Source organism: Aeromonas sp. SG16, assembly GCF_024436135.1.
Taxonomy (GTDB): Bacteria; Pseudomonadota; Gammaproteobacteria; order Enterobacterales; family Aeromonadaceae; genus Aeromonas; species Aeromonas jandaei.
In genome coordinates this window covers 1,533,375-1,559,572 of record NZ_JANFNW010000001.1, presented here as the reverse complement: position 1 = coordinate 1,559,572, position 26,198 = coordinate 1,533,375, and the positions used below count along the sequence as shown (strand labels likewise).

Here is a 26,198-nt window from a genome sequence, read left to right as displayed (position 1 = left end):
GGTGTTGAAAGGAGTTATCCGGGCAAGATGAGTGGTTGATAACATCAAACATGGAGCTGTCAACCAACAGGCGATCAGCACTATGGTTTCTGGTCGCACTATGACTCATTTGGCTTGGACTCTGCTATTTTCCAGCTTGAAATTTGAAAGCGCTTTCAGAAATCCTTTTCAACTGTGATCCGCTTCAAAGCTTTTTGAAGCGCCAACCTCTAGCATTGGCTCCACGAATTAGGGGCTAGCGCTCCCGATTTTCCCGCTGTGGGAGATAACTGGTAAATCCGGCTATTTCCTTCGTTACTTTCGACGGTCATCACGGATGGCCGTTTTTTTTTGAGTTATTTCACTGTAAAGGGTCGAGTGGCCGGCGCTTTACCGTTAAAATTCCGCTTTTGCATCTGCCCGTGAGTTTTGATGTCTGCCTCCACCCTCTCTTCGGATAGTTATCTCCTGCTCAGTACCTTGCAACTGCAGCGTGTCGCCAGTACCCGTCTGTTACAAGAGACGCTGGAGGCGGGCCATGAGCTCGCCAGCCACCTGACCCGGCTCCATGACGCCGGCCTTGTCAGATTGCGTGGGGAGCAGCAGTGGAGCCTGACTGCCGAGGGGACGCTGGCGCTGATCCTGGGCGTGCGGGCCGGTGTGTGCGCAGCTCCAGACTGGAGCCGGGTCTCCTCGGTGACTGGTCAGGATCTGGTTCACGGAGTGGTGCGCGAACTGTGCCGGGGCAAGGCGGGCGAGATCCCGGCCTTCTTCTCTCCCGGCGAGCTTCTCACCCTGCTCGATACCCCGGATGCTCATCAGCTGCTGGCTGGCTCCAGCCCCGCTTGGCAGCAACTGCTGCTGGAGCACTTCTCGCTGCAACTCTTGCTCGATGCCCCATATGAAGAGCGCTGGCCATTGGCGAGTGCTCTGACCCGCTGTGCCCCTGAGGTACAGGTGCAAGGGCGGGCATTCGAGGCGGAGTGGCGCTGGCTCTGCGGTGATGGCGAAAGCTCCGACTCCAGCCTCTTGTGGCCTGCCCTGCAGGCGGTTGCCTCGCAAGGGGAGAGCGGCCCGCTGGGTGAGCGGCTGCTCACGGCCCTTGGCCAGTGGCAGACCGAGGGTCATGAGGGGCAGTGGCCCCGAGCCTTCAGTGCCCTGCTCTGGCTTGGCTGGTTGCAACAGGCTGACCCCGTTATCGCCAGCGAGCAGCGCAAGAAGTGGCAGCGCAGCCTCGGCGGGCAGTTTCCGCTGCTGGCCGACTTGCTTAGCCAGTGGGCCGGGGAGCGGCACGGTCAGGCGGTCGGGCTGTTCGATACCCTGCAACTGCCGGTAGAGGAGCTGCACTGGGGCTACCTTTGGCTCGATCTCTGCGCGCTGGCCCGTCACGGCGCCCAGAGCCCGCAGGTGGCCATGCTGCACAAGTGGGATCTCTCCCACCTGCTCGATGCCGAACCCCATCACCGGTTGATGGCGTTTTGTCAGGATCTGCTGCGCCTGCTGCTGGGCGAGGCGGCCACAGGGGCACCGCTATGCCAGCTGCGCAGCAGCGATGCCGATGATGACGCGGAAGATGAAGAGTCCGGCGAGGAGAAGGGGGCCGCCTCCGCCAGCTGGCTCAACTGGCTGCAGGGGCTGGGCCGCGCCAGTGGCGTCCGCAAACCGCAGGAGCGACTGGTGTGGCTGCTTCATGCCGATGGCCCCGAGCTGGAGTGCAAGATCCAGAAGCTCAGCACCAAGGGGGAGTGGACGGCGGGCCGCCGGGTCGATCCCACCCTGCTCTCCACCCAGTATGCGGCGCTGCTCGATGAGCACGACTGGGCGGTGGTACGCACCCTGCCGCGGGTGATGGGGCGCTTGCCCCGGGATGTCTGGGCACCGCTCGCCGACCATCCGCGCCTGTTCAACGCCAAGGGGCAGAAGCTGCAGCTCGCCATCACGGCGCCGCTGCTGCAAATTGTGGCGACCGAAGAGGGGATGAGCGCCCTGCTGATCCCCGCTGCTGCCGCGCGCGGCGCGCACATCATGCCGCTGGCGCAGGATCTGTGGCAGCTCATCCTCACCCCGCAGCCGCTGCTCGACCGCTTGCCGGCGCTCGAATCCATCCCGCTGCTGCCCGCCGAGGGGATGAGCGAGTTGCAGCGCACCCTGGACGGGATTGCCGATCTGCCCTGGCACAGCCAGGTTGAGGGATTGCACGGCAATGCCGAACTGGCCCCCTGGCCGGGCATTCCTTCGGTGCAGCTCGATTGGCAGGATGGCCAGCTGGCGGTCAAGCTGGTGACCCGTTTTGACGAGCTGCCTCCCCAGCCTCTGGGAAAGGGGGAGACCATCATCCGTCAGGGGATCAAGGGCAACCACTACTGGCGGCGGGATCTCGGGGCCGAGAAGGGGCAGGCCCAGCTGCTGCGCAACCAGCTTCCCATCGATCTGCCCAGCAGCGAGTGGCGCCTCGAAGGAGAGCAGGCACTGGCGCTGGTCAATGCCCTGCCCGAGCTGGTGGATGCTGGCGTGGTCATTCACTGGCATCAGGACAGTGCGCGCCTCAAGAGTCTCGATGAGGCGGCCCTGAGCCTGCGCATCGAGCGGCGGCAGGACTGGTTTCAGGTAGAGGGGGCGCTCGCCCTTGATGAACACCAGATCCTCGACTTGCGCCTGATCCTGCGCCAGCTGACCCCGGGCCAGCGCACCGTCCAGCTCGACGAAAAGACCAGCCTGATGCTGAGCGACAAGCTGGTGGAGCGGCTCTCCATGCTGGGGGCCATGCTCGACGACGAGCAGCGGATCAACCACAAGCTGGCGTACCCGCTTACCCGTCTGCTCTCGGTGATCACTACCGAGGGGGATGCGGCGTGGCAATCCCTGCAGCAGGAGTGGCAGCAGAAGGTGGCCTGTCCGCCCGAGCTGCTCACCGCGCTGCGGGATTACCAGAAGGAGGGGGTGCGCTGGATGGCGACCCTGGCCCATCACGGCTTTGGCGCCTGTCTGGCCGATGATATGGGGCTTGGCAAGACGCTGCAGGCCCTGATCGTGCTGCGGATGCGCCAGCATCTGGGGCCGGCGCTGGTGGTGGTGCCCAAGTCGGTGGTCACCAACTGGCAGGAGGAGGTCGCTCGTTTCGCCCCCGAGCTGGAGGTGGTGATCTTTGACAATCCCGCCGAGCGCGAGCGCATTATTCGCGATGCCAAAGCGGGGCAGGTGATCCTCATCAACTACGGCATGCTCGGCAGTCTGGCGGAGGCGCTCAAGGCGCGGCGCTGGTCCTCCATGGTGCTCGATGAGGCGCAGCAGATCAAAAACGCCGGTACCCAGCGCGCCAAGCTGCTGTTCCAGCTCGACGGCGATTTCCGCCTCGCCCTCTCCGGCACCCCCATCGAGAACCATCTGGGGGAGCTGTGGAGTCTCTTCACCTTTATCAACCCGGGGCTGCTCGGCAGCCTCGGCGAGTTCAAGCGCCGCTTTGGCAAGGCGGTCAAGGATCCCCAGCACATGGCCTTGCTGCGGGCGGTGATCAGCCCCTTTATCCTGCGTCGTCTCAAGCAGGAGGTGCTGACCGAGTTGCCGGACAAGACCGAGATCATTCACCACATCAGCCTCTCCCCCGAGGAGCGTCAGCTCTATGAGGCAACCCGACGCGAAGTGGTGCAGCAGGTGCAAAGTGCCGATGGCCGTGCCCTGATGCATGTGCTGAGTGGCCTGACCCGACTGCGCCGGCTCTGCTGCTCGCCGGAGCTGGTGATGCCCGAGTGGTCGCAGACCAGCAGCAAGCTGGATGAGGCGATGGCGCTGCTGGAGGAGGCGATCGATGGCGGCCATCGGGTGCTGGTGTTCAGCCAGTTTGTCGATCTGCTGAGCTTGCTGCGGGCCCGCATCGAACAGAAGTCCTGGGACTACTGCTATCTGGATGGCGGTTGTTCGGCCAAGGCGCGGCAGGACTCCATCCTGCGTTTTCGCCACGAGGCGGTACCGCTGTTTCTCATCAGCCTTAAGGCGGGGGGCACCGGTCTCAACCTCACCCAGGCCGATACCGTGCTGCACCTCGATCCCTGGTGGAACCCGGCGGTGGAAGATCAGGCGAGCGATCGGGCGCACCGGATGGGGCAGACCCAGCCGGTGACCGTCTATCGGCTGGTGTGCGAGCAGACGGTGGAGGAGAAGATTGTCGCCCTGCACGACGAGAAGCGGGCGCTGGCCGATGGTCTGTTGAGCGGCCAGTCGGAAGTGCGCGGGCTGGATGTGGAGAGCCTGCGGGCCCTGCTGATGAGCTGATCCGCTGTAGCACCAGCGACATGGCCATGCCATATGAAAGAGGGGAGCACATCTTGCCGATGTGCTCCCCTCTGTCGTTTCTGCGTGCCGGTTTTAGCTGGCTCGTCGCGTTAGCCCTGATAGAGGTAGAGATGCAGCCGCTCGATGATGGGCTCGCCGCCAATCTTGCGATCCCGCCGCGCTTGCCGGCTCTTGGGGGGATAGTTGCCCAGATGGGTGACCGCGGGCGGGCTGTCCGAGCAGAGCAGCAGCGGCAGGCTCGCCTTGATCTGCTGCTTGCGCGGGGTGCGATCCTGCCAGAGCAGGTTGATCATCGGGTGGGTCTTGACCGGGCGGCGGATCCGCAGCTCGGCATCGGCGGGCAGGCGGCGAATGTCGTACACCTCCTGATCCACCATCTTGCTCCACTCCTCGTTGTTGGAGAGAGCCGGTATGTAGCGGCGGCTGCGCTCCAGCATCTCCAGCACCTGTTCGCGGGTGAGGCGATTGATGGTCTGCTTGTCGGCCCAGGTAAAACCGAGGGAGTGGAGCTCTCCATGTAGCCACGTCAGCTTGCGGTAGACCTGCAGGGTGATCACCCCGGGCAGGGCGGTATGTACCAGCTCGAACTTCTCGTCCCGTCCGCCCGCCTGCTGCACCAGCGCCTTGAAATCGAGCTTGCGCTGATTGATCTCCTCAACCAGCGGCTGAATGAGCGGAGCGGCGGCGGCGGGAAAGCGCAGCCAGCCCGGCAGACGACGGGTGGCCTTGGTGGAGCAGCCGGGGCGGGCGCTGTGATCCCGATAGGCTGACAGGGTGGCGGCCCGTGCCTCGTCGCCGCTCAGGTAACCCACCTCAATCTGGCTGATGGGGTCGTGCTCTTCGCCCTGCGCTACCGGGGGGAGGGGATAGACATGGGCCTCCTGCAGTTCGAGCTGGTCGAGCAGGATGGCCAGCTGATCCAGAGAGGCTTCAATGGCCTCCATCTGTTGACGCAGGGCGGCGGTAGGGGTAAAGGTATCCATCGATGATCCTGTGGTCTGACCCGCTGTTGACGACATCAGGTATGACATCGCTGCGGGTAGCAAAACTACTGTATAAATAAACATACCAGCATGCGGTTGGAGTGCCAAGAGGCACTTTGGAGAGGGGGCAATGTGCGCCTCCGAATGGGGATGCGGTGCTAGTTTTATTTATGTTTCATTGTGTTAAATAAAGATCGCCACAAGATCATTAAATTAACAATTTCGTGTAACTCCGCTGTTGCCAGCTGTTCACACCTTGTCCATCCCTGCATATGTAAAGCAGTAAAATGCATATATAGATGGGTGCCATGCAGCACAATATGCTGTGCGACTCTGCTGGCCAACCGTTAAAATAATTAGTTGTTTAAAATCAAAGCGTTAAAATTAAATCCTGCCGTTTTTAGACATTAGATTTACTAATGTAACGTATCAAAATTCGTCAATTGAGTCGGTCTGACTCCCTGACTAAGCTTTGCGCATCAAATTGAAGCCCAGTGCGTAAACAAATATTCAGAGGAGCCACATCATGGCCAACATGACTTATACCGAAACCGGTTACCAGCATTCCAGCCAATTGAATCTGGTTGCTCGCGTTAAAATGACCGTTCTGACCTGGCTGGAGCGCAGCCGCAGCCGTCGCCAGCTCTCCGAGCTGCCCGAGTACCTGCTCAAAGACATCGGCCTGAACGAAGCTGACCGTTATCAAGAGACCACCAAGCCGTTCTGGCGTGGTTGATCAGCCGGGCATGGATGCCTCGTTTATCTGCTGATACTTGTATGCTGACGGCCGGGTGACATCAGATCACCCCGTCAACCCTGCTGTTGTTTGCCCCGTTATTGCTCTCGCTTCCCCTCCTTCATATCCCGTTGTTGCTCCGCCCGGTGCTGCCGTTTTACCTTGTCGCGATTTGTATCGTTAATGTTTGAATTTGTTTAAAAATCGGTTTTAAGCCGCAACGCCTTGCGTATAATCCGGCCATAGTATTCCAGCGCAAGAGGGTGAGACGGATGATTCCCCAGCACGATTTTTTGGCCATGACCCGCAGCCACGAGTGGCAGCTCGATCCCTTTGATTTTGCGCTGCCAGATGGCTCGCGGGTCAGCGTCTGGGATACCGGCGTACTCTGTCTGGAGCCTGCCAGCGGAGCGGGCGGCCAGCCGGGAGGGCGCAAGGATATCGTCCTCTCCTGCGGTATTCACGGCAACGAGACCGCCCCCATCGAGATCTGCAACCAGCTGCTGAGCCGTCTGCTCTCTGGTGAGCTGACCGCCCGCCATCGGGTGCTGTTCCTGTTTGGCAATCCGGCGGCGATGAACCTCGGGCTGCGGGAGGTGGAGGAGAACATGAACCGCCTCTTCTCCGGCGTCCACAGCAAGGGGGAGGGGCTCTGCAATCGGGAGCGGATCCGTGCCATGCGCCTCGAGCAGTATGTGAGCCGCTTCTTTGCCGATCCGGCCCGCCCCCGCTACCACTACGACCTGCACACCGCCATTCGCGGCTCGCGCCACGAGAAGTTTGCCGTCTACCCCTTCCCCCACGAGCGGCCCCACTGCCGCGAGCAGGTGCAGTTCCTCGGCGCCTGCGGGGTGCGCACCATACTGCTCTCCGCCAGCCCGACCACCACCTTCAGCTACTACAGCTCGCGCCAGCACGGCGCCCACGCCTTCACGGTGGAGCTGGGCAAGGTGCGCCCGTTTGGCGAGAACGACATGACCCGCTTTATCGAAACCCGCCAGGCGCTGCAGGAGCTGGTGACCCAGGACGAGGTGGCGCTGGAGCCGTGGCGGGCGGATGATTTCACCCTGTTTGCCATCGATCGGGTGATCACCAAAAAATCGGAGCAATTTCGTTTCCTGTTTGCCAGCGATGTCGACAACTTCACCGAATTCCCGCAAGGGTTCGTGCTGGCCGAGGATGGCGAGCTGCGCTATACCGTCGAGCAGCCCCGCGAGGCGGTGGTCTTTCCCAATGTCAACGTGGCGATTGGCCAGCGCACCGTGCTGCTGGTGGTGCCGACCCGGCTCTGGGAATAAGCCGTGCAATAGCCCCTTGGGGGCGGGCGTGAATCGTATCTAGACGATCGGGCGAATGGGGTTTTCCGCTCGCTTTCGGCCGATTTGGTCATGCCATGGTATGAGCGGTGCGGTATAAGCAAAAGTTGGGGCATTTTGGGAAATGCCATAAATCCAGCTTATAGTGACCAGCAAGCTCTCCGCGAAGGCCACAGAGAGTGCCTGCAAGGCCGCTCAAGGGGTTGGCCGATCTGATGGATATGGTGTAGCAGTGATTCAGCACTGTCCGGCCCTATCGGGATGAATAGCGCGAACTGTGTCATGGCGAGTGAAGGGGATAAAAAAACGGAGCCAGTCATCGACTGGCTCCGTTTTTTAATGGCGTTGGCGGGGGATCAGCTGTTGTTCTTCACAAACAGGGTGATCTCCTGGCCCGGCTTCAGGTAATCCCCTTTGTCGAGCTGATTCCAGCGCATCACATCGTTGATGGCGACCTGGAAGCGCGCGGCGATGGAGGAGATGGAGTCACCACGGCGAACCTGATAGACCATCGACTTGCCGCTCTGCTTGCCACCCTTGGGGTAGACCACCAGCTGCATGCCCGGCTTCAGGGCCGACTTGGCGTTCAGGCCGTTCCACTTGGCGAGCTCCTCGTGGGAGACGCCGTGCGCCTGGCTGATGCTCCACAGGTTGTCACCTGCCCGCACCTTGTAGCTCACCTTGCTTTTCTGGCTGTTGCCATGGCTGGCCAGCTGCTGCGGGGCAGCACTTGCCTTGCTGCTCACGGCATGGCCGCTGGTCGGAATGACCAGACGTTGACCGCGACGCAGGCTGTTGCCACGCAGATTGTTGGCCAGTTTCAGCTCGCTCACGCTGACGCCGTGATTTTGGGCGATGCGTGACAGGGTGTCGCCACTGGTGACCTGATAGGAGCGGGTACGGATACGCTCGCTCTTGGGCAGATCGGCCAGTGCCAGCTCCAGGGTATCGGCATATTCAACCGGTACCAGCAGGCGGTAGGGGCCGCGTGGCGACATCACACCACGGCTCAGGGCAGGATTGACCTCCTTGAGCTGTGAGGTGCGCACACCGGCCAGCTGGGCCGCCACGTTCAGATCGATCTGGCTGCCGGTTTCCACCACCCGCAGCTTCGGCTCGTTGGCGAGCACCGGCAGCTGGACGTTGTACTTGTCGGCATTGCTGATCATGTCAGCCATGGCCAGGATCTTGGGCACATACATCTGGGTTTCGCGCGGCAGGTCGAGCGACCAGTAGTCGGTCGGCTTGCCGGCACGCTGGTTACGCTGGATGGCGTTGCGAACCCGTCCTTCACCGGCATTGTAGGCGGCCAGCGTTTGCAGCCAGTCACCATCAAAGAAGCGGTTCAGGTACTCCAGATAGTCGAGCGCCGCATTGGTGGAGGCCAGCACATCGCGCCGTCCGTCATACCAGTTGTCGTGGCGCAGACCGAAGTTCTTGCCGGTGGCGGGCACAAACTGCCACAAACCGACGGCATTGCTGCGGGATCGGGCATGAGGATCAAACATGCTCTCGATCATCGGGACAGTAATAAGCTCCATTGGCAGCTCACGCCGTTCAATCTCCTCTACCATCAGATAGAGGTAGGGTTCAGCCCGGCTGGCAATGGTCGCCAGATGCTTATCATTGCGCAACAGCCACTCACGTTGTTGGCGGATGCGCGCATTGTCCGGAGTTTCCAGTTGCATATCATCGCTGATACGCACCCACAGATTGTCCGTATCTTCCATTTCGTCCAGCTGTTCATCGCCAAACAGAAATCGTGAAGAGTGTTTTTTATGCGCTTTTTTGTTGACCTGGGGGGACTTGATCGGCTCGATTGCCGTTAGCGCCCGGTCATCCTGATGGCTCAGGTTTTGGCAGCCGCTGAGCAACAGCGCTGCCAATAAGGCCGTTCGTACCTTCATCTCGTTCCGGTCATTTTTAAGAAAAACAGCTCGCATCATAAGGGGCAATCCCCCCCTGATCAAGGTTTGTTCAAAAAACATCCTTCCATTGGCGCAGGATCGTGAAGGTATCTACCGGATTTTCCACGCATTTTAGCCCCTGCTTTTCAGCAGAAAATTTCACTGAATCGAGCTCGCAGCGCAGAAAAACATTAAACCTGCGCTCATCCCCCAGTCGGCTGGGCAGGCTTGGCAGCCCCTGTTGCCGCAGTTTGCTGATCAGCCCGATCTGATCACGGATCGCCGGGTTGTCCGGCTCGACTGCGTAGGCGAAGCGCAGGTTTGACAGGGTGTATTCGTGGGCACAATAGATGAGGGTGTCATCGGGCAGGGCGGCGAGCCGTTGCAGCGAGTGATACATCTGCTCCGGCGTCCCTTCAAAGAGGCGACCACAACCGGCCGAGAAGAGGGTGTCACCGCAAAAGAGCATGCCGCTGCCATGGTAGGCGATATGGCCGCGGGTATGGCCGGGCACATGGATCACCTCGAGGGCCAGACCGTGCCAGTTGATCTGATCGCCATCCTCCAGCCACTGACCATGGTGGGCTGGCATTGGGTCAAGTTTGGGGCCATAGAGCCGGGCATGGGGGAACTGTTCGAGCAGTTCGCCAACCCCGCCCACATGGTCGTGATGATGGTGGGTCAGGAGGATGGCATCGAGCACCAGCCCCAGCGCCGAGAGCCGCTCCAGCACGGGGGCCGCTTCGCCCGGGTCGACAACCAGACAGTGATTTTCGTGTCTAATCAACCAGATGTAGTTGTCATTAAAGGCAGGAACTGTGATCACTGGATACATGAGTCTGCTTCTCTTTAGGGAGGGTATCTTATATAACAGGATGGCGTTCGAAACCGCGAGTTGAGCCCTATTATGCAGGTGGCACGTACCGAACAACAAATCGAGATCCCGACCAGCTGGTCCGCGTTGCCTATGGGGGACTGGGTTGCCGCCGAGATCCAGGAGCGGCTCGACAGCTGGTGTCCCAACCTGTTTGGCTATCATTTGCTCAAGATTGGCGCCCTGAGCGCCGAACTCTCCTGCAAGCGCTCACCCATTCGCCATCAGGTAGGTGTCGCTTCCGAAGGACGGCTGCTCGACATGTATGGCGATCCGCTGGCATTGCCGGTGCGTACTGGCAGTGTCGATGCCTGTCTGCTGGCTCACTGTCTCGATTTCTCGGCCGATCCCCATCAGGTGTTGCGCGAAGCCGAAAGGGTGCTGACCGACGATGGCTGGCTGATTATCAGTGGCTACAACCCCATGAGTCTGGTGGGCATAGGCCATTGCATCCCTTTTTTGCGGCGCAAGGTGCCTTGGTCGGCGCGGATGTTTACCCCCGTGCGAGTCACCGACTGGCTCCATCTGCTGGGGTGCGAGGTGATGTTTGACGAGCGCTTCGGTTACTCGTTTATGGGCAAACAGAGTTGGCACAGCTGGTGGCAGGAGAGTGTGGGACGGGACTACTGCCGGGCGTTTGCTTCTGTCTATGTGATCGCCGCCCGTAAACGGCGCTTTCCGCTGATCCCGGTGCGCCGCCGTTGGCAGCTGCCAAAGTCCCTCGCCACACCGGGTATGGCCCGTCAGGGCTGGTAGCCGGTATCTTCGGCCAGATCCTTGCCGCAGGCCGCCTCGCGGGCCAGTTCATCACAGCGTTCGTTCTCCGGATGGCCCGAGTGCCCTTTAACCCAGAGCCACTCGATCTGGTGACGGCTCACTTCCGCATCCAGCTCTTTCCAGAGATCGACGTTTTTGACCGGCTGACGGTTGGCTGTCATCCACCCTTTCTTCTTCCAGCCGATGATCCACTGGGTGATCCCCTGACGGACATACTGGCTGTCGGTGGTGAGGCGTACCTGGCATGGTTCGTTGAGGGTGCGCAGGCCCATGATGGCGGCCATCAGCTCCATCCGGTTGTTGGTGGTGAGGCGAAAGCCGGCTGCAATCTCCTTGCGGTGCTTGCCATAGACCATGACGGCGCCATAACCGCCCGGGCCCGGGTTGCCGAGGCAGGAACCATCCGTATACAAATCAATCTGTTTTAACATGAGGCTTGGGGTAAACTAGCGAGTAAAGCCGAAGTTTGACATAGATTGGATCATGAACACACCCCAACTGAATCGCCAGATCATCCTGGATACCGAAACCACAGGTATGAATACCGGTGGCGGCCCTGTTTACCTTGGCCACCGCATCATCGAAATCGGCTGTGTGGAGGTGATCAACCGCAAGCTCACCGGTAACCACTACCACGTCTATATCAAGCCGGATCGGTTGGTGGACCCGGAAGCCATTCAGGTTCACGGGATTACCGACGAGTTCCTGCGCGACAAACCCTCTTTTAGCCAGATTGCCGACGAGTTCCTCGACTTTATCCGCGGCGCCGAGCTGATCGCCCACAACGCGCCGTTTGACGTGAGCTTTATGGACTACGAGTTCAGCAAGCTCGGACTCAACTTCAAGACGGCCGATATCTGTACCATCACAGATACCCTGGCGATGGCGCGGGATCTCTTCCCGGGCAAGCGCAACAACCTGGATGTGCTCTGCGATCGTTACGGCATCGACAACTCGCACCGTACCCTGCACGGGGCTTTGCTCGATGCGGAGATCCTGGCTGATGTCTACCTGTTGATGACCGGCGGCCAGACCAAACTCAATCTGGCCACCGAAAGCAGTGAAAACGAGAGCAGTCAGGACACCAGCATCCGCCGCCTGGAGAGCAACCGACCGGCGCTCAAGGTGATCAGAGCGGGCGAAGAGGTGCAGGCGCTGCACGAGGCAAGACTGGATCTGGTGCAGAAGAAGGGAGGGAGCTGTCTGTGGCGGCAATGAGCAAGTGGCTGGCCTCTTTTCTATTGCTGGGGTCGCTTGGTGCTTCGGCGACCGAGGTATTTGCTCCTTCCGATATTCCTCTGTTGGATAACCGCTTTCGCATCGATTACGGGGTGAAGGAGATCACCTTTATCATCAAGCGCAAGCCGGGTACCCCCTCGGTGATCCTGGTGCGCCCCGATGGCAGCAAGCTCTATGTGGGCAAGGTCAAACCGGATGATGTGGGCTGGCTGGCGCTGCCGGAGCATGACCTCATTACCCTGCGCAATCCCATGCCGGGCCCGTGGCAGGCGATTGGCGAGGTGGATCCCGACAACCGGGTGCGGATCCTCTCCGATATCCGGATGGACATCGCCGCCTTGCCGATGCAGCTCTATCAGGGAGAGGTGGTCAAGCTCAAGGCGTGGCTCTCGATCGATGGCCAGCCCCCCAAGGACAAGTACTACCTCTCCGATCTGGGGATGAAGGTCAAACTGCAATCCTTCAGCGACCCAGGCAAGCAGAATACGGTGCTCGATCAGGAGATTGGCCACTACCTTGACGACGGCAAGGGGCTTGATGAGGTGCCGGGTGATGGCGTCATGACGGCGGAGGCGATCCTGCAGGATATTCCGGCGGGCAAATACCGCGCCATGTTCAGTACCGGCAATCAGGTGTTTGTCCGGGCCCGCTATCAGGAAGTGCTGCTTTATCCTTATCCCTTTACCTACAATTTGGCGCCTCCCTCCGAAGAGCTGGGTGCCAAGTTGTCACTGCTGGTCGACCGTGACGAGCTGGATCCAGCCTCTGTGGCGCTCAAGGGCACAGTCACCAGCAAAAGCGGTGGCTACTACTCGTTTAGCGAAGTGGCGACAGCACCCAAACTGGATGTCGATTTTTCCGTCATCAAGGAGCCTGGACAATATCAGGTGGAGGCTGCGCTCTACGGCACCACCCGCCTTGGCCGTGAAGTGAAGATCGCTATGCCGGTGAAAACCTTCAATGTCTTTCCGCCAGCACCTCCACCTCCGCCGCCGGTCTCTGCTGCCGAGCCAACCTCCAGCGCCAAAGCGACCGAGAAAGCGGAGGAGAAGGGGGGAATGGGCTGGTTGATCTGGGCGCTGGCCGGTGGTGGCGGGCTATTGGTTATTCTGGGCGGGGTCGGGTTTATCATCCTGCAAAAACGCAAGGCGTTGAAACGCGCCCTGGCAGCAGCTCAAGCGGAAAGCCAGCAAGCAGAACAACCCGCCGCCAAGCTGGATCTCAACTTGCCCGAGCAATAACGGCAAGTTCAAACAATAAAAAAACCGCCCTTGGGCGGTTTTTTTATTGTGCATTTTCGAATGTCAGTTGGTAAATCAGGGCTAGTGTTCGCCGATATAGACATCCTTGTTCTGCTCGCGGATCTCGAGGAACTTGTCGAGATTGGCCATCATCAGCTCGACCAGCTGGGGATCGAAGTGCTGTCCCTTCTCCTCTTCGATAAGAGCCAGTACCTTCTCCAGCGGCCATGCCTTCTTGTAGCAGCGATCAGACCCTAGCGCATCGAACACGTCGGCCAGCGCCACGATACGCCCCTCCAGCGGGATATCCGCCCCTTTCAGACCACGTGGATAGCCGCTGCCATTCCACTTTTCATGGTGATTGCCCGCTATGGTGGCGCCGATCTGGAACAGTGCCAAGTCGCTGCCGGAGAGCATGTCCTGCCCAAGCTGGGCATGGGTTTTCATTATTTCCCACTCTTCCGGTGTCAACTTGCCGGGCTTGTGCAAGATGGCATCGGGGATGCCGACCTTGCCGATGTCGTGCAGTGGCGAGGCGCGTTTTATCAGCTCGCTCTGCTCTTCGCTCATCCCGAGCAGATGGCAGAACTGCTCGGTATAGAGCGCGACCCGTTTGACATGTAGTCCCGACTCTTTGGAGCGGGTTTCGACCAGCTCACCGATACGGTAGATGATCTCGCGCTGGTTGTCGGCGATCACTTCGTTGAGACGGATGTTCTCCAGCGCCACTATGATGTTTTCGGTAAAGAGAGTGAGCAGGCTGGTATCAATCTGGCTAAGCTGGCGCGTTGTCTCGATATGGAACAGCAGGTGGTGACGCGGGTTCTGGCAGTAGAGCACCATCTGGTTGGTACCGTAGACGTTGCTGCTTTGTGCCATGGCTTGGCGCAGGATCTCGGGAGCGTCTGTAAGCCGCATCGCGGCATGGCCCGGCAGCAGGGGTTCAAGCAGCTGATCCTTTACCTCGTAGGTGTATTGTTTTACGTCGTAGATTTGGGTTTCACCCAGATGGAGCAGGGCGCTCAGCTGCTCTTGTGCTCCCTCAACAAATTGGCGCAGAGCCCGCTTCTCGAAAATTCCCTTGGAGGCTTCGATAACTTTCTCGAGCCCCTGCCGGTTGCTTTCCAGAGTGCGGATATCTCTATATGAACGCAGACTCGCACGCAGCAGGGTTCGCAGCTTCTGGGAGGTAAGCTCGGTCTTGTCCTTATAGTCGTTGATGTCGTAGTTGGTGACTACGTCATCTTCCGGTGCCTGACCGGGCTGGCCGGTTCTGAGCACGATGCGCACCATCTTGTTTTGCAGATCTTCGCGGACGTATTTGACGACGTCGAGACCGGCATGGTCGACCTCCATCACCACATCCAGCAGCAGCAGGGCGACATCCGGCGTAGTCGCCAGCAGCTCCTTGGCTTGTGCTGCGGAATAGGCGTGCAGAAAGTCGATGGGGCGATTGTCAAACTCGAACTTGTTCAGGGTGATCTTGGTGATGCGATGAACCTCGGGTTCATCGTCAACGATCATCACTTTCCAGCCCGCTTGCTGCACATCGGTGAGAGCAAGATCGTCGTCATCAATAATCAGGATTTCGTCATCCATCATACAATCCTGTTTGGCATCCTGTGCTTACATTAACTGCTCAACTAAGGATAGGAAACTTATTGAGAAATAAAATTTGATCTCGCAAAACTATGGTCGAAATAAGCAAATGGAACCCTTTGGCCAATCCAGATGAGGTGCGAGCTTTTTGTTGTGAATCAAGGTGTCCTAATGCACCACCTTGTGTCCCTCGCCCGGTTGAGCCGCATGAGGGAAAAAGCCAATCCGGTTCGGGTCGAGGGTGAAGGCGAGAACAGATCTTATTTGATAATAATTCCTATTTAAGGGTAGCATGCAGGCTGATTCGAAGAGGAGTTTATTCGTGACCCAGAGCCTGCCTCCCAATCGCCCCCGTCCGGTGACGGTCAAGCGAGTGCAACAACTTACCCCTCATCTGCGGCGCATCACGTTTGGCGGCCGTGAACTGGCCGATTATCCCTTTACCTGCGGTGGTGCCCATATCAAGGTGATGCTGGCCCAGCCTCACCAGAGCGAACCCGTTATGCCAGCCATGACGGCGGGCGGCCCGCGCTGGAGCAATCCGGCGGACAAGCCGGTCATCCGCACCTACACCATCCGTGCATTTCGCCGCGATGAGCTGGAGCTCGATATCGACTTTGTTCTTCATGGCGATAGCGGGCCAGCCAGTGCTTTTGCTACCCACGCCAAGCCGGGGGATAAGGTGATCCTCTCCGGGCCGGGTGGCCCCAACCCCATGCTGCAACCGGCAGAGCACTACTGTCTGGTGGGCGATCTCACCGCCTTGCCCGCCATCGTGGCGATGTGCGAAGTGATGCCTGCCGATGCCTGCGGGGAGATTGCCATCCTGTTGCCGGATCAGGCGGATGCCCAGCCGCTGACACTGGCGGTCGGCGTACACTGCCACTGGTTTGTGGGAGAGCCCGCAACCAGCGGTATTCTGGAGCATGTGCAGGCCTTGCCTCTCTCTCGGGATGGCGGTTTCTTCTGGCTCGGTGGGGAGGAGGCGCTGGTGCTGCCACTGCGTCGCCATTTTCGTTCCGTGCTCGAGGTGGATCGCCAGTCGCTCTATGCGGTTCCTTACTGGCGCAGAGGCAAGAGTGAAGAGGCCTATCATCAGACCCGCCATGATGTGATGGATAGCTGAGCAGAAGAGAGTCTGTCACACATCAAAACTTGCAAATAAAAATGATTTGCATTTAGTATTGCGCCGTCTGGGTATTCGTCCGGGCGGCGTTTTTATTTCCGTTGACACAAGAGTGCCCTGTTTTCACGTCGGTTTGGCTGCATGTTGTCAGACCCAACGCAAGGAGTCGTAAAGGGTGGTTAAGTACCAGACCCCTCTGTTCTGGCTGGCATTGTTCCTTCTCTGCACGCTGTTTTGCCTCTCGTTCGCCACTGGTGCGGGCGTCTATGGTGCCCGCGAAGTGCTCGGCTACCTGATAGGGGATGCCCGCTGGGCTGGAGACGAGAAGCTCGCCATGGTGCTCAATACCTTGCGACTGCCGCGCACCCTCTGCGCCATGGTGGTCGGCGCCTCTTTATCTCTGGCCGCCTCCTTGTTGCAGAGCGCGACCCGCAACCCACTGGCGGAGCCCGGCCTGCTCGGGGTCAACGCCGGGGCCGTCTTTGCGCTGGTGGTGGGGCTCACCTGGTTCGGGGTGGAGTCCGCCTATGGCTATCTGCTCTGGGCAGGACTCGGTGCGCTGCTCGGCAACGTGATTGTGCTGGGACTCGGCATGATGATTGGCCGCTCCAACCCCCTCAAGCTGATTCTGGTCGGGGTGGCGCTCTCGGCCACCTTCGGCGGTCTCTCCAGCTTTTTGCTGCTCTCCAACAAGATGGTGCTGGAGCAGTACCGCTTCTGGAACCTCGGCTCCCTGTCGGCGGCCAATCTCGATGCCATCATTGCCGTGCTGCCCTTCGTGCTGGCGGCGTTTGTCATCACCTTGCTGCTCTGTCGCCAGCTGACCCTGATGCAGATGGGGGACAGTCAGGCCCAGGCGCTCGGGATCCGCCCTAACCGGGTGCGAATTGGCGTGCTGCTGGCCGCCACCCTGTTTACCGCCAGTGCCATCGCTATTGCCGGCCCCATCGGCTTTGTCGGCTTTCTGGCCGCCTACTGTGGCCGACTGGTAGAGCCGGTGAAGCTGTCGGTGCAGGTCTGTTTCTCCGCCCTGTTCGGCATGCTGTTTCTGCTGTTGGCCGACATTCTGGCGCGCTGGCTGATCCAGCCGTTCGAGTTGCCCAACGGGGTTATTCTGGCCCTGATCGGTGCACCAGTGCTGATCGCCATCGTTCATCGCGGGGGCTTTCGTACCCTGCTGACCGTCAAGTGAGGGGCTGATGCGCACACCTACCGATATGCTCTGCCTGCGGGCTGGCAACCGCTCTTTGCTGATCCATCTGCCAAGCTGGCGCTGGCTGGCGCTGCTGGCCATGGCGCTGCTGGCGCTTGCTCTGCTGGCCTTGAGTGTTGGCGGCGGTAAGCTCGGCTTTATCGGGGTGGTCAGCACTCTGCTGGGGGAGGGGACGCGGCTTGAGCAGCTCACCCTGTTCAAGATCCGGCTGCCGCGCATCCTTGGGGTCGTGGTGGCGGGGGCGGCCATGGGGCTCTCCGGCTGTCTGGTGCAGACTCTGGTTCGCAACCGGCTGGCCACACCCGACATGGTGGGGGTCAACAACGGCGCCTCTCTGGCCATCATCATCTTCTCCCTCTACCTGACCGTGGGCAGCTGGCCCTGGTGGGCGGCCCCCATCGGCGCCATCTTCGCGGCGCTGGTGCTCTATGCCCTCTGCCGCAAACCGGGTGAGCAGGGCTATCTGTTCGTAGTGATCGGTATCGGTCTCTCCGAACTGTTCGAGGCGCTCGGCCAGTTTGTGATGTCCACTCAGGCCCTGCTGCACTTGAGCTCCCTCTATCTGTGGAATATGGGCAGCTTTATCGCCGTGGGTTACAGCACCATCACCCCCATCGCCATCCTGTTGCTGCTGCTCTGCCCCTGGATCGTCTATCTCTCCCGCTCGCTGGCGGTGCTGCGCTTTGGTCCCGAGATGGCCAGAGGGCTTGGCGTCAACGGCGATCGGGTGCAACTGGGCATTCTGGCGCAGGCCATTCTGGTGGCGGCGCTCGGCACCGCCATCGGCGGGCCCGTGGTCTTTATCGCCATGGCGGCCCCCATTCTTGCCTCCTGGCTGGTGAAAGACCGGGTGGTGCCGCTCTGGCTGGCGGCGCTTAGCGGCGCCCTGCTGCTGCTTGCCAGCGATACCCTGGTCCGGGTGCTGGCCAGCCCCCACGAGGTGGCGACCGGCATCATGACCCGCATTCTCGGCGGCCTGTTGCTGCTGTTTCTTCTCGTTAACGATCGCCAGAGGGCTGACTGATGACGCTCACCGTAAATCGCCTCCATTTCGCCTATCAGCAGACCACCATCCTGCGGGACATCTCCTTCAGCGTGCCGAGGGGCAAGCTGGTGGGGATCGTCGGCCCCAACGGCTGCGGCAAATCGACCCTGCTCAAGCTGCTATCCGGCCAGATGAAAGCCCAACGCGGCGAGATCCTGCTCAAAGGCAAGCCGCTTGCCAGCTACCCCATGAAGGGGTTGGCGCGGGAGCTCGCCTATCTGCCCCAGCGGCCAACCCTGCCTGCTGGCATTCTGGTGGAGCAGCTGGTGCAGTATGGCCGCCACCCCCATCAGGGCTGGTTCAATCAGTGGGGCGAGGAGGATGCCCGTATGGTGCGCAGTGCCTGCGAGCGGATGCAGCTTGAAAGCATCTGGCAGCAGAGCGCCACGTCTCTCTCCGGCGGGCAGGCGCAGCGGGCGTGGCTGGCGATGATCCTGGCCCAGGACAGCGACATGGTGCTGCTCGACGAGCCCACCAGCGCCCTCGATATCGGTCACCAGACCGAGGTGATGGAGGCGATCCATCGCATCACCGCCGAGGGCAAAACCGTGCTGCTGGTGATCCACGATCTGGCGATGGCGGCCCGCTACTGTGACGAGTTGATCGCCATCGGCGAGGGGACCATTGCCGCCATGGGCCCGGCCCGGGAGGTGGTGACCAAATCCCTGATCGACCAGCTCTACCAGACCAGTGTCGATATTTTGCATGCCCCCGGCGATGGGGCGCCCATTATCGTGCCGCGCCGCCATGAGCACGCCTGCCAATGGCGGTCGGCCAGTTGAGATTGAGCGAAACCGGCATCGGCCTGTTTCACGAACCTTCCCACCGCTGACTTGCATGCAAGCAGCACAACACAGGAGTGAAATGATGAAGCGTTTTGCCGCCCTGGCAACAGCCATCCTGATGCTGGCCGCGCCGCTGGTTCAGGCGCAGGAGATGCGTGAAGTGACCGACGCGTTTGGCCAGAAGGTACAGGTGCCGGTCAAGCCACTGCGAGTGGTGACCTTGAGCGAGTTCGATCTCGACAGCGCCCTGACCCTGGGGCTGACCCCCATCGGTGCCGTCAATGGTCGCGGCCAGCCCACCATGCCACGTTACCTGCTGGAGAAAGGGGTAAGCGATATCAAGGTGATCGGCGATCTCGACAGCCCCAATCTGGAGTCGCTCATTGCGCTGGAGCCCGACCTTATCCTGACCGGCCAGACCCGTCCCGAGCTGCTGACCCTGCTTGGCGAAATCGCGCCGACCGTGGTCACCGGCAAGTGGGGCGAACCGTGGCAGGATATGTTCCGCCGCACCGCTCACACCCTCAACCGCGACAAGGAGGGGGAGGCCTTCCTCCAGCGTTATGAAGAGCGGCTGGCAGAGGCGCGCAGCAAGCTGGCAGACCATCAGGGGGAGAGCATCAGCATAGTGCGCTGGAACCCCAAGGGGCCGAGCTTTATGTATCAAGGCACTTTTGCCAGCAGCGTGGTGGAGTCGATGGGGCTGGTACGCCCAAGCAAGCAGCAGGGTACCGGCGCCCCTCACTCGCCGCCCTTGAGTCTTGAGTCCCTCAATCTGCTGGATGCCGACTGGCTGGTGATCGGTACCCTGAGCGCTACCGGCGATGCGGTGGATGCCATGCGTCAGGCGGAGCAGACCCCGGCGTTCCAGCTGCTGCCGGTGATCAAGGCCAAGCGCTTTGGCGCTGTGGACGGGTCGCTCTGGACCTCCAGCGGTGGCCCGCAGGCGGCATTGCAGGTAATTGCAGATGTGGAGCAGTTGCTGGCAACCCGCAGCTGAGCTGACATCGCACCGCTGGGGTTGACTAAAAAGTTGACCAAGCAAAGAGGGAGGCCGATGCCTCCCTCTTTGTTTATCCGTGCAGCCCGGAGCGAGCCGGGCATTTACTGCGGCTGGATTTGGGTGATGGTGAGCTTGCCACCCGGGTTCTCGGCGTGAAAACGCACCGAATCCCCCACCTTCAGATCCTTGAGCAGGGCCGGTTCGGCTACCTGAAACACCATGGTCATGGCGGGCATCTTGAGGTTGTCGATCGTCTCGTGCTTGATGCCGACCTTGCCGTTGGCTGCGTCGATGCGAGTGATGACCCCCTTGGTCATCATCATGTCGCCCATCTCGTTCATGCCCGCCATTTGCACCATCTGGCCCATGTCATGGCCCTGATGGTTCATCATTTCGGCAGCCTGCAGGTTGGTGTGGTTAGCGAGGCCCATCAGCAGAGTCAGTGTCAGCGTCTTGTAGTTCATTTTGGTTTCCTTGTTTGGCTTATGGAGTTGCAACGGGGTTGCTGTTTGTCCGCTTGAAAATGATCTGTTCATCAGTGTGATGACTCCTGCTGATCCGCGGAGGTCAGCTGCTGCACGCTTCGGCTGCGCCATAGGTAGTAGGCTGCGGGCAGTACCAAGAGGGTCAGTACCAGTGCGCTCACCATGCCGCCGATCATGGGGGCGGCGATGCGCTGCATCACCTCGGAGCCGGTGCCGTGGCTCCACATGATGGGCAACAGGCCGGCGATAATGGTGACCACCGTCATCATCTTGGGACGCAGGCGCAGGGCGGCGCCGTGGATCACCGCCCGGTGCAGGCCCGCCTTGTCCGGCTTGCCGCTGGCCACCAGGTCATCCCAAGCATGGTTGAGGTAGACCAGCATCAGGACGCCGGTCTCGACCGCCACCCCGGCCAGAGCGATAAAGCCCACTCCGACCGCCACCGAGAGGTTGAAGTCGAGCAGCCAGAGGGTCCAGATCCCGCCCACCACCGCCAGCGGTAGGGTGGTGAGAATGAGCAGCACCTCCTGAGCGCGGCGAAACGCCAGATAGAGCAGCAGCACGATAATGGCGACGGTTAATGGCACCACGTAGGCGAGGCGCGCCTTGGCCCGCTCCATGTACTCGTATTGGCCGGACCATGTGAGGGCGTAGCCCGCTGGCAGTACAAGTTGTTTGCCCACCTCGGCCTTGGCTTCATCGACGAACGAGCCGATGTCGCGGCCACGAATATCGACGTAGACCCAGCCGTTGAGGCGCGCATTTTCACTGCGCAGCATGGGGGCCTCATCGCTGATGTAAACCCGGGCCACGTCCGCCAGGGCGATACGAGCGCCACTTGGAGTGACCACCGGCAGCAGCTCGAGGCTCGCCACCGAATCGCGATAGCTCTGGGGGTAGCGCAGGTTGATGGGGTAGCGCTCGCGCCCCTCGATGGTCTGGCCCACCTCCATGCCGCCCACCGCAGTGGCGAGCACCGCCTGCACGTCTGCGATGTTGAGGCCGTAGCGGGCCGCTTTCAGCCGGTCGATATCCACCTTCACGTAGCGGCCACCGGCTACCCGCTCGGCGTAGACCGATGAGGCGCCCTCCACCTTGCCAACGATCTGTTCCAGCTGCTGGCCGAGCTGCTGGATCACCTTGAGATCGGGCCCTGCTATCTTGATGCCGACCGGGGTTTTGATGCCGGTGGCCAGCATGTCGATGCGGGTCTTGATGGGGGGCACCCAGGCGTTGGTGAGGCCTGGGAAGCGGATAAGGGAGTCGAGCTCTTCTTTCAGCTTCTCCGGGGTCATGCCGGGTCGCCACTGATCGCGGGGCTTGAGCTGGATGCTGGTCTCCATCATCACCAGATCGGCGGGGTCTGTGGCCGATTCGGCGCGACCCGCCTTGCCGAACACGTTCTGCACCTCGGGCACGGTGCGAATGAGCTTGTCGGTTTGCTGCAAAATCTCCCGCGCCTTGCCCACCGAGATATTGGCTGCGGTGGTGGGCATGTACATGATGTCCCCCTCATCGAGCGGCGGAATAAACTCGGAGCCCAGGTACTTGAGCGGCCAGAAGCCCGCCACCGTCACCACGGCGGCGACAGCCAGAGTGGTTTTTGGACGGGCCAGCACGGCTTTGAGCAGCGGCACATATGCCTGGCTTAAGCCACGGTTCAGCGGGTTGGCTTGCTCCGCCAGCACCTTGCCACGGATGAAGTAACCCATGATCACCGGCACCAGGGTGATGGCGAGCGCGGCAGCCGCCGCCATGGCGTAGGTCTTGGTGTAGGCGAGGGGGTGGAACATCCGTCCCTCCTGCGCCTCCAGCGCAAATACCGGCAGGAAGCTGATGGTGATGATGAGCAGGGAGAAGAAGATGGCGGGCCCCACTTCTATGCTCGCCTCGGTGATGATGCGCCAGCGGTTCTTGTCGGTGAGCGCCTCCCGCTCCATATGTTTGTGGACGTTCTCGATCATCACGATGGCGCCATCCACCATGGCGCCGATGGCGATGGCGATGCCCCCCAGCGACATGATGTTGGCGTTGATCCCCTGCAGGTGCATCACGATAAAGGCCACCAGAATGGCGATGGGCAGGGTAATGACCACCACCAGCGACGAGCGCAGGTGGAACAGGAAGGCGAGGCAGACCAGCACCACCACCGCGAACTCCTCCACCAGCTTGCCGGAGAGGTTGTCGATGGCACGCTGGATAAGGTCGGAGCGATCGTAGACGGTGACCACCTCCACCCCATCTGGCAGGCTGCTTTTCAGCTGGGCGAGCCGTGCCTTGACCCCGTCTATGGTGTGCTGGGCATTCTCGCCGTAACGCATGACGATGATGCCGCCCACCACTTCCCCCTCGCCGTTGAGCTCGGCCAGACCGCGCCGGCTCTGGGGACCGGTGACTACATCCGCCACGTCACCCAGCAGCAGCGGGGCGCCGCGCACAGTGGTACCGAGCGGGATCTGCTTCAGATCCTCCACGCTCTTCAGATAGCCATTCGAGCGCACCATGTACTCCGCTTCCGCCATCTCGATGACGGAGGCGCCGGTCTCCTGATTGCCCTGTTTGATGGCGGTCTCGATAAGGGAGAGCGGAATGCCGTAGGCGCGCAGCTTGTCCGGGTCGACCCGCACCTGATACTGACGCACCATGCCGCCCACGGTGGCGACCTCGGAGACCCCCTCCACCGTCTGCAACTCGTATTTAAGGAACCAGTTCTGCAGCGAGGTGAGCTGGCTCAGGTCATGTTTGCCGGTTCTGTCTACCAGCGCGTACTGATAGACCCAGCCCACCCCGGTGGCATCGGGGCCGAGCTGGGGGCGGGCAGAGGCGGGCAGATTGGGCGCAACCTGGCTCAAATACTCCAGCACCCGGGCGCGGGCCCAGTAGAGATCTGTGTTGTCGTCAAACAGCACATAGACGAAGGAGTCGCCGAAGAAAGAGTAGCCGCGCACCGTGGTCGCCCCCGGTACCGCCAGCATGGCGGTGGTGAGCGGGTAGGTGACCTGATCCTCCACCACCTGGGGCGCTTGGCCCGGGTAGGAGGTCTTGATGATCACCTGCACATCGGAGAGATCCGGCAGGGCGTCCACCGGGGTCTGTTTGACCGACCAGAGCCCCCAGGCGGTGAGCATGAGGGTCAATAGCAGCACCAGAAAGCGGTTGCCGATGGACCAGCGAATAATCGACGGGATCATGACTTCTTCTCCATCTCGGGCATCGCCATCTGATGCTGGCTATGGTCCATGCCTTCCATCTTGCCCATCTCATCCGATGCAGGCTTGGTGGCGTCGCCGTCAGTAGCGGGTGCCTTCTCCTGATGGATGGTGGTGATGCGGTACTCATCCCCCTCCTGCATCACCTGCAGGTGCAGGGTCTGCCCCTCGGCCAGCTTGCTGATATCGACCCCTTCGGCCACGGTGAACTCCATCTCCATGGCGGGCCACTGCCACTCGGGGATGGGCTGGTGGGAGACCATCAGGGTGCGGTTGGCCAGATCGATGCTTTCAACCTCGCCCTGGGTCCACACCTGAGCGGGGCGCACCGCCGTCATGCGCTGGAAGTCAGAATCGATGGCCGATTCCGAGTCGAGCAGGAACTGGGCCGAGCTGACTATGTTGTCCCCAGCCTCTACCCCCGCCTTAATGGCCACCTTGTCGCCAAACTGGGGGCCCAGAGTGACGGCTACCGATTTGAAGCTGCCATCCCCCAGTGCCAGCACCAGCCGCTCCTGACTGCCGGTGCGGATCACCGCTTCGCTCGGCACCACCAATTGCGGCTCTCCCTTGCCCGCCTGAATCGTCACCTTGGCGAACATATTGGGTTTCAGAAACTCGTCCGGGTTGGCAAAGCGCAGCCGCACCTTGAGGGTGCGGGTGGCAGCATCCAGAGTCGGGTAGAGGTAATCCACCTTACCTTGCCAACTGCGGCCAGGGGCATAGTCGAGGGTCATGGTGACCGGATCGCCCACCTTCAGCTGGGCCGCCTGGCGCTCGAACACCTCGGCGCTCACCCACACCTGCTTGAGGGTGCTGATGTTAAAGAGGGCTGCGGCGGGCTCCACATACTGGCCTTCGCGCACCTTCAGCTCGGAGACATAGCCGCTGCTGGGGGCATAGATGCGCACCGTCTCCTGCACCTGACGGGTGCGCTTGAGGGCCGCAATCTGATCTGCCGGCACCTGCAGGGACTTGAGCTTGCCCTCGGCGGAGCGCAGCAGCAGCGGGTTGGCAGTGTTGAGGGCGAGCAGGTACTCGTGCTGGGCGTTGACCAGATCCGGGGCGTAGAGCTCGTAAATAAGGCTCCCCTTGCTCACCTGCTGCCCCTCGCTCTTGATAGCGAGGGTGCGGATCCAGCCTGCCATGCGGGCGTTGACCGCCTCCAGCCTGTCCTCGTCATAGCCGACGTAGCCCACCGTCTCGATCTGCTGGTGGATGGGGAGCTTCTCCACCTTGGCGAGCCGTACCCCCAGGTTCTGCTGGATCTCGGGGCTGATGGTGACTGTGCCCGGCGAGCCGTTTTTCTGCTCCTCATAGACGGGGATAAAGTCCATCCCCATGTTGTCCCTGGCCGGAGCATCGCGCTTGTCGCGTGGATCCATGGGGTTGACCCAGTAGAGCGGCGTCTTCTCCTTGGCCGCGGTGCCAGTGGTGGTCTGTTTGGCGGCCCAGTAGCCGCCACCGGCGCCGAGGGCCAGCAGCAGGGCCGATACCAGCAGTTTCTGGCTCATCGCACACCTCCACTTAGTGGCTGGGTGGCAAGGTTTTTGGCGGCGATAAGGCCGGTAACAGGGGCAAGTGACATCATATCTCTTCTCTTGTGCACGCCGCCGGACGGGAGATAGACAAGGCATCACCCGAGGGATTGGCGGCAAACGGGGCGCAGCTGTATCAGCGCGCACGGCTCCCTGTGAGCGGGCCGGTTTGGCCGGGGCACAGGGTCAGGCAAGGCGGCAGGAGACGGGCAAGCCGAGGCTTGCCGCTGCCGCAAGAGAAGATCTTTCTAGTGGCGCAGCACCGACAACATCAGGTGTCGGCGCGGCCAGGAGGGGGGATGGGTACCACGGGATCGCAGGAAGGGATCCCGCAACCAGTTATCAAGCAGTGACGCTGCGACGTTGCTGCCAAGCAGCAGGGGGAAGATCAGCAGGGCGACCAGTACCCCAAGCAGAGCCATCGCCCCGAAGGAGAGGGCATTGACGCCAGTTTGCATCTGGCACTCATCGCCCATGGCTGACCCATCGTCCCCCTGATGGCAGGAGAGGGACATGCCATCGCCCGGGTGACCCATGGTGGCCATTGCATGAGAGATCTCGCCATCCGCCATCGCCATGGATGAATCGAACATCACCATTGGCAGGGGGCTGTTTTGGGTTGTCTCGGGGGAGAGGGGAGAAGCATGCCAGCTGATGCAGAGAGTCAGATTGCACACGAGCAGCAGCGCCAGCAGTAGCCGGGCCAGAGCAACGCAGGGCAATCTTGCAGCAAGCTGGATGAGTGACAAACAGGATATCCTTCTGGATCAGACAGTTGGACTGTAAACCTTGCCACAGGGATAAGGTCAAGGTGTGCTCACAGGCACCATGAGGGGGGAAGAGATAAAAAATA

At 60.8% G+C, this 26,198-nt stretch carries 20 protein-coding genes; 11 read left to right on the top strand and 9 right to left on the bottom strand.

The window, feature by feature from the left end:
- Nucleotides 1–411: 411 nt before the first annotated feature.
- Nucleotides 412–4,248, top strand: coding sequence for a DEAD/DEAH box helicase (locus NOM67_RS07085; protein WP_255935058.1), 3,837 nt, complete (start codon nucleotides 412–414; stop codon nucleotides 4,246–4,248).
- Nucleotides 4,249–4,358: 110 nt separating this feature from the next.
- On the opposite strand, the gene NOM67_RS07080 is transcribed toward NOM67_RS07085, so the two are convergent.
- Entirely contained in the window at nucleotides 4,359–5,252 is an 894-nt protein-coding gene (locus NOM67_RS07080; RefSeq protein ID WP_255935056.1) for a DNA replication terminus site-binding protein, read from the bottom strand.
- A 526-nt stretch (nucleotides 5,253–5,778) separates the two neighbouring features.
- On the opposite strand from NOM67_RS07080, the gene NOM67_RS07075 reads away from it, so the two are divergent.
- Both NOM67_RS07075 and astE read left to right on the top strand, forming a co-directional pair.
- Nucleotides 5,779–5,988: a DUF1127 domain-containing protein gene (locus NOM67_RS07075; RefSeq protein WP_005337823.1), complete on the top strand. Its 210-nt coding sequence runs from the start codon at nucleotides 5,779–5,781 to the stop codon at nucleotides 5,986–5,988.
- A gap of 272 nt (nucleotides 5,989–6,260) precedes the next feature.
- Complete coding sequence (astE, locus tag NOM67_RS07070; protein WP_156853361.1) at nucleotides 6,261–7,286, top strand: succinylglutamate desuccinylase; 1,026 nt, start codon at nucleotides 6,261–6,263, stop codon at nucleotides 7,284–7,286.
- A gap of 374 nt (nucleotides 7,287–7,660) precedes the next feature.
- On the opposite strand, the gene NOM67_RS07065 is transcribed toward astE, so the two are convergent.
- Nucleotides 7,661–9,211, bottom strand: coding sequence for a LysM peptidoglycan-binding domain-containing protein (locus NOM67_RS07065; protein ID WP_255935053.1), 1,551 nt, complete (start codon nucleotides 9,209–9,211; stop codon nucleotides 7,661–7,663).
- A 70-nt stretch (nucleotides 9,212–9,281) separates the two neighbouring features.
- A complete protein-coding gene (gloB, locus tag NOM67_RS07060; RefSeq protein WP_156853363.1) occupies nucleotides 9,282–10,046 on the bottom strand; it encodes a hydroxyacylglutathione hydrolase in 765 nt (254 codons plus the stop codon).
- Nucleotides 10,047–10,118: 72 nt separating this feature from the next.
- Between gloB and NOM67_RS07055 the strand changes: the two genes are divergently transcribed.
- Nucleotides 10,119–10,841 (top strand): methyltransferase domain-containing protein, encoded by a 723-nt coding sequence (locus NOM67_RS07055; RefSeq protein ID WP_182925797.1) that lies wholly within the window; start codon nucleotides 10,119–10,121, stop codon nucleotides 10,839–10,841.
- On the opposite strand, the gene rnhA is transcribed toward NOM67_RS07055, so the two are convergent.
- Nucleotides 10,829–11,293, bottom strand: a complete 465-nt coding sequence (rnhA, locus tag NOM67_RS07050; protein ID WP_104014370.1) for a ribonuclease HI — start codon at nucleotides 11,291–11,293, stop codon at nucleotides 10,829–10,831. The genes NOM67_RS07055 and rnhA overlap by 13 nt on opposite strands.
- Before the next feature lie 52 nt (nucleotides 11,294–11,345).
- Between rnhA and dnaQ the strand changes: the two genes are divergently transcribed.
- Together dnaQ and NOM67_RS07040 are read left to right on the top strand one after the other, a co-directional pair.
- Nucleotides 11,346–12,080, top strand: a complete 735-nt coding sequence (dnaQ, locus tag NOM67_RS07045) for a DNA polymerase III subunit epsilon (RefSeq protein ID WP_043849544.1) — start codon at nucleotides 11,346–11,348, stop codon at nucleotides 12,078–12,080.
- A complete protein-coding gene (locus NOM67_RS07040; protein WP_156853504.1) occupies nucleotides 12,077–13,342 on the top strand; it encodes a TIGR03503 family protein in 1,266 nt (421 codons plus the stop codon). The genes dnaQ and NOM67_RS07040 overlap by 4 nt, the downstream gene beginning before the upstream one ends.
- 81 nt (nucleotides 13,343–13,423) lie before the next feature.
- Here the strand turns inward: NOM67_RS07040 and NOM67_RS07035 are convergent, their stop codons facing one another.
- The gene (locus tag NOM67_RS07035) at nucleotides 13,424–14,941 is read right to left on the bottom strand and encodes an HD domain-containing phosphohydrolase (RefSeq protein ID WP_071911019.1); all 1,518 of its coding nucleotides are present in this window, start codon (nucleotides 14,939–14,941) and stop codon (nucleotides 13,424–13,426) included.
- A gap of 322 nt (nucleotides 14,942–15,263) precedes the next feature.
- Between NOM67_RS07035 and NOM67_RS07030 the strand changes: the two genes are divergently transcribed.
- The 5 genes from NOM67_RS07030 to NOM67_RS07010 all read left to right on the top strand — a co-directional run bounded on the left by NOM67_RS07030 (nucleotide 15,264) and on the right by NOM67_RS07010 (nucleotide 20,110).
- Nucleotides 15,264–16,067 carry a siderophore-interacting protein gene (locus NOM67_RS07030; RefSeq protein WP_255935043.1) on the top strand — a complete coding sequence of 268 codons (804 nt, stop codon included), beginning with the start codon at nucleotides 15,264–15,266 and terminating at the stop codon, nucleotides 16,065–16,067.
- 175 nt (nucleotides 16,068–16,242) lie between these two features.
- Nucleotides 16,243–17,259 carry an iron ABC transporter permease gene (locus tag NOM67_RS07025; RefSeq protein ID WP_255935040.1) on the top strand — a complete coding sequence of 339 codons (1,017 nt, stop codon included), beginning with the start codon at nucleotides 16,243–16,245 and terminating at the stop codon, nucleotides 17,257–17,259.
- Between the two features lie 7 nt (nucleotides 17,260–17,266).
- Complete coding sequence (locus tag NOM67_RS07020) at nucleotides 17,267–18,304, top strand: iron chelate uptake ABC transporter family permease subunit (RefSeq protein ID WP_156853366.1); 1,038 nt, start codon at nucleotides 17,267–17,269, stop codon at nucleotides 18,302–18,304.
- Nucleotides 18,304–19,107, top strand: coding sequence for an ABC transporter ATP-binding protein (locus NOM67_RS07015; RefSeq protein WP_255935037.1), 804 nt, complete (start codon nucleotides 18,304–18,306; stop codon nucleotides 19,105–19,107). The genes NOM67_RS07020 and NOM67_RS07015 overlap by 1 nt, the downstream gene beginning before the upstream one ends.
- 85 nt (nucleotides 19,108–19,192) lie before the next feature.
- Complete coding sequence (locus tag NOM67_RS07010; protein ID WP_255935035.1) at nucleotides 19,193–20,110, top strand: iron-siderophore ABC transporter substrate-binding protein; 918 nt, start codon at nucleotides 19,193–19,195, stop codon at nucleotides 20,108–20,110.
- 104 nt (nucleotides 20,111–20,214) lie between these two features.
- Here NOM67_RS07010 and NOM67_RS07005 read toward each other — a convergent pair whose 3' ends face one another.
- The 4 genes from NOM67_RS07005 to NOM67_RS06990 all read right to left on the bottom strand — a co-directional run bounded on the left by NOM67_RS07005 (nucleotide 20,215) and on the right by NOM67_RS06990 (nucleotide 26,094).
- On the bottom strand, nucleotides 20,215–20,577 hold the full coding sequence (locus NOM67_RS07005; RefSeq protein ID WP_156853368.1) for a copper-binding protein: 363 nt from the start codon (nucleotides 20,575–20,577) through the stop codon (nucleotides 20,215–20,217).
- 71 nt (nucleotides 20,578–20,648) lie between these two features.
- Nucleotides 20,649–23,789, bottom strand: coding sequence for an efflux RND transporter permease subunit (locus NOM67_RS07000; RefSeq protein ID WP_156853369.1), 3,141 nt, complete (start codon nucleotides 23,787–23,789; stop codon nucleotides 20,649–20,651).
- Complete coding sequence (locus tag NOM67_RS06995) at nucleotides 23,786–25,321, bottom strand: efflux RND transporter periplasmic adaptor subunit (RefSeq protein WP_255935030.1); 1,536 nt, start codon at nucleotides 25,319–25,321, stop codon at nucleotides 23,786–23,788. Before NOM67_RS06995 ends, NOM67_RS07000 begins: the two co-directional genes overlap by 4 nt.
- A 272-nt stretch (nucleotides 25,322–25,593) precedes the next feature.
- A complete protein-coding gene (locus NOM67_RS06990; protein WP_255935028.1) occupies nucleotides 25,594–26,094 on the bottom strand; it encodes a hypothetical protein in 501 nt (166 codons plus the stop codon).
- Nucleotides 26,095–26,198: the final 104 nt, after the last annotated feature.

What these genes read in the sequence shown, in the direction of transcription:
- NOM67_RS07085 (WP_255935058.1), top strand. Translation starts at nt 412, where the DNA reads ATGTCTGCCTCCACCCTCTCTTCGGATAGTTATCTCCTGCTCAGTACC.
- NOM67_RS07080 (WP_255935056.1), bottom strand. Translation starts at nt 5,252, where the DNA reads ATGGATACCTTTACCCCTACCGCCGCCCTGCGTCAACAGATGGAGGCC.
- NOM67_RS07075 (WP_005337823.1), top strand. Translation starts at nt 5,779, where the DNA reads ATGGCCAACATGACTTATACCGAAACCGGTTACCAGCATTCCAGCCAA.
- astE (WP_156853361.1), top strand. Translation starts at nt 6,261, where the DNA reads ATGATTCCCCAGCACGATTTTTTGGCCATGACCCGCAGCCACGAGTGG.
- NOM67_RS07065 (WP_255935053.1), bottom strand. Translation starts at nt 9,211, where the DNA reads ATGAAGGTACGAACGGCCTTATTGGCAGCGCTGTTGCTCAGCGGCTGC.
- gloB (WP_156853363.1), bottom strand. Translation starts at nt 10,046, where the DNA reads ATGTATCCAGTGATCACAGTTCCTGCCTTTAATGACAACTACATCTGG.
- NOM67_RS07055 (WP_182925797.1), top strand. Translation starts at nt 10,119, where the DNA reads ATGCAGGTGGCACGTACCGAACAACAAATCGAGATCCCGACCAGCTGG.
- rnhA (WP_104014370.1), bottom strand. Translation starts at nt 11,293, where the DNA reads ATGTTAAAACAGATTGATTTGTATACGGATGGTTCCTGCCTCGGCAAC.
- dnaQ (WP_043849544.1), top strand. Translation starts at nt 11,346, where the DNA reads ATGAACACACCCCAACTGAATCGCCAGATCATCCTGGATACCGAAACC.
- NOM67_RS07040 (WP_156853504.1), top strand. Translation starts at nt 12,077, where the DNA reads ATGAGCAAGTGGCTGGCCTCTTTTCTATTGCTGGGGTCGCTTGGTGCT.
- NOM67_RS07035 (WP_071911019.1), bottom strand. Translation starts at nt 14,941, where the DNA reads ATGGATGACGAAATCCTGATTATTGATGACGACGATCTTGCTCTCACC.
- NOM67_RS07020 (WP_156853366.1), top strand. Translation starts at nt 17,267, where the DNA reads ATGCGCACACCTACCGATATGCTCTGCCTGCGGGCTGGCAACCGCTCT.
- NOM67_RS07015 (WP_255935037.1), top strand. Translation starts at nt 18,304, where the DNA reads ATGACGCTCACCGTAAATCGCCTCCATTTCGCCTATCAGCAGACCACC.
- NOM67_RS07010 (WP_255935035.1), top strand. Translation starts at nt 19,193, where the DNA reads ATGAAGCGTTTTGCCGCCCTGGCAACAGCCATCCTGATGCTGGCCGCG.
- NOM67_RS07005 (WP_156853368.1), bottom strand. Translation starts at nt 20,577, where the DNA reads ATGAACTACAAGACGCTGACACTGACTCTGCTGATGGGCCTCGCTAAC.
- NOM67_RS07000 (WP_156853369.1), bottom strand. Translation starts at nt 23,789, where the DNA reads ATGATCCCGTCGATTATTCGCTGGTCCATCGGCAACCGCTTTCTGGTG.
- NOM67_RS06995 (WP_255935030.1), bottom strand. Translation starts at nt 25,321, where the DNA reads ATGAGCCAGAAACTGCTGGTATCGGCCCTGCTGCTGGCCCTCGGCGCC.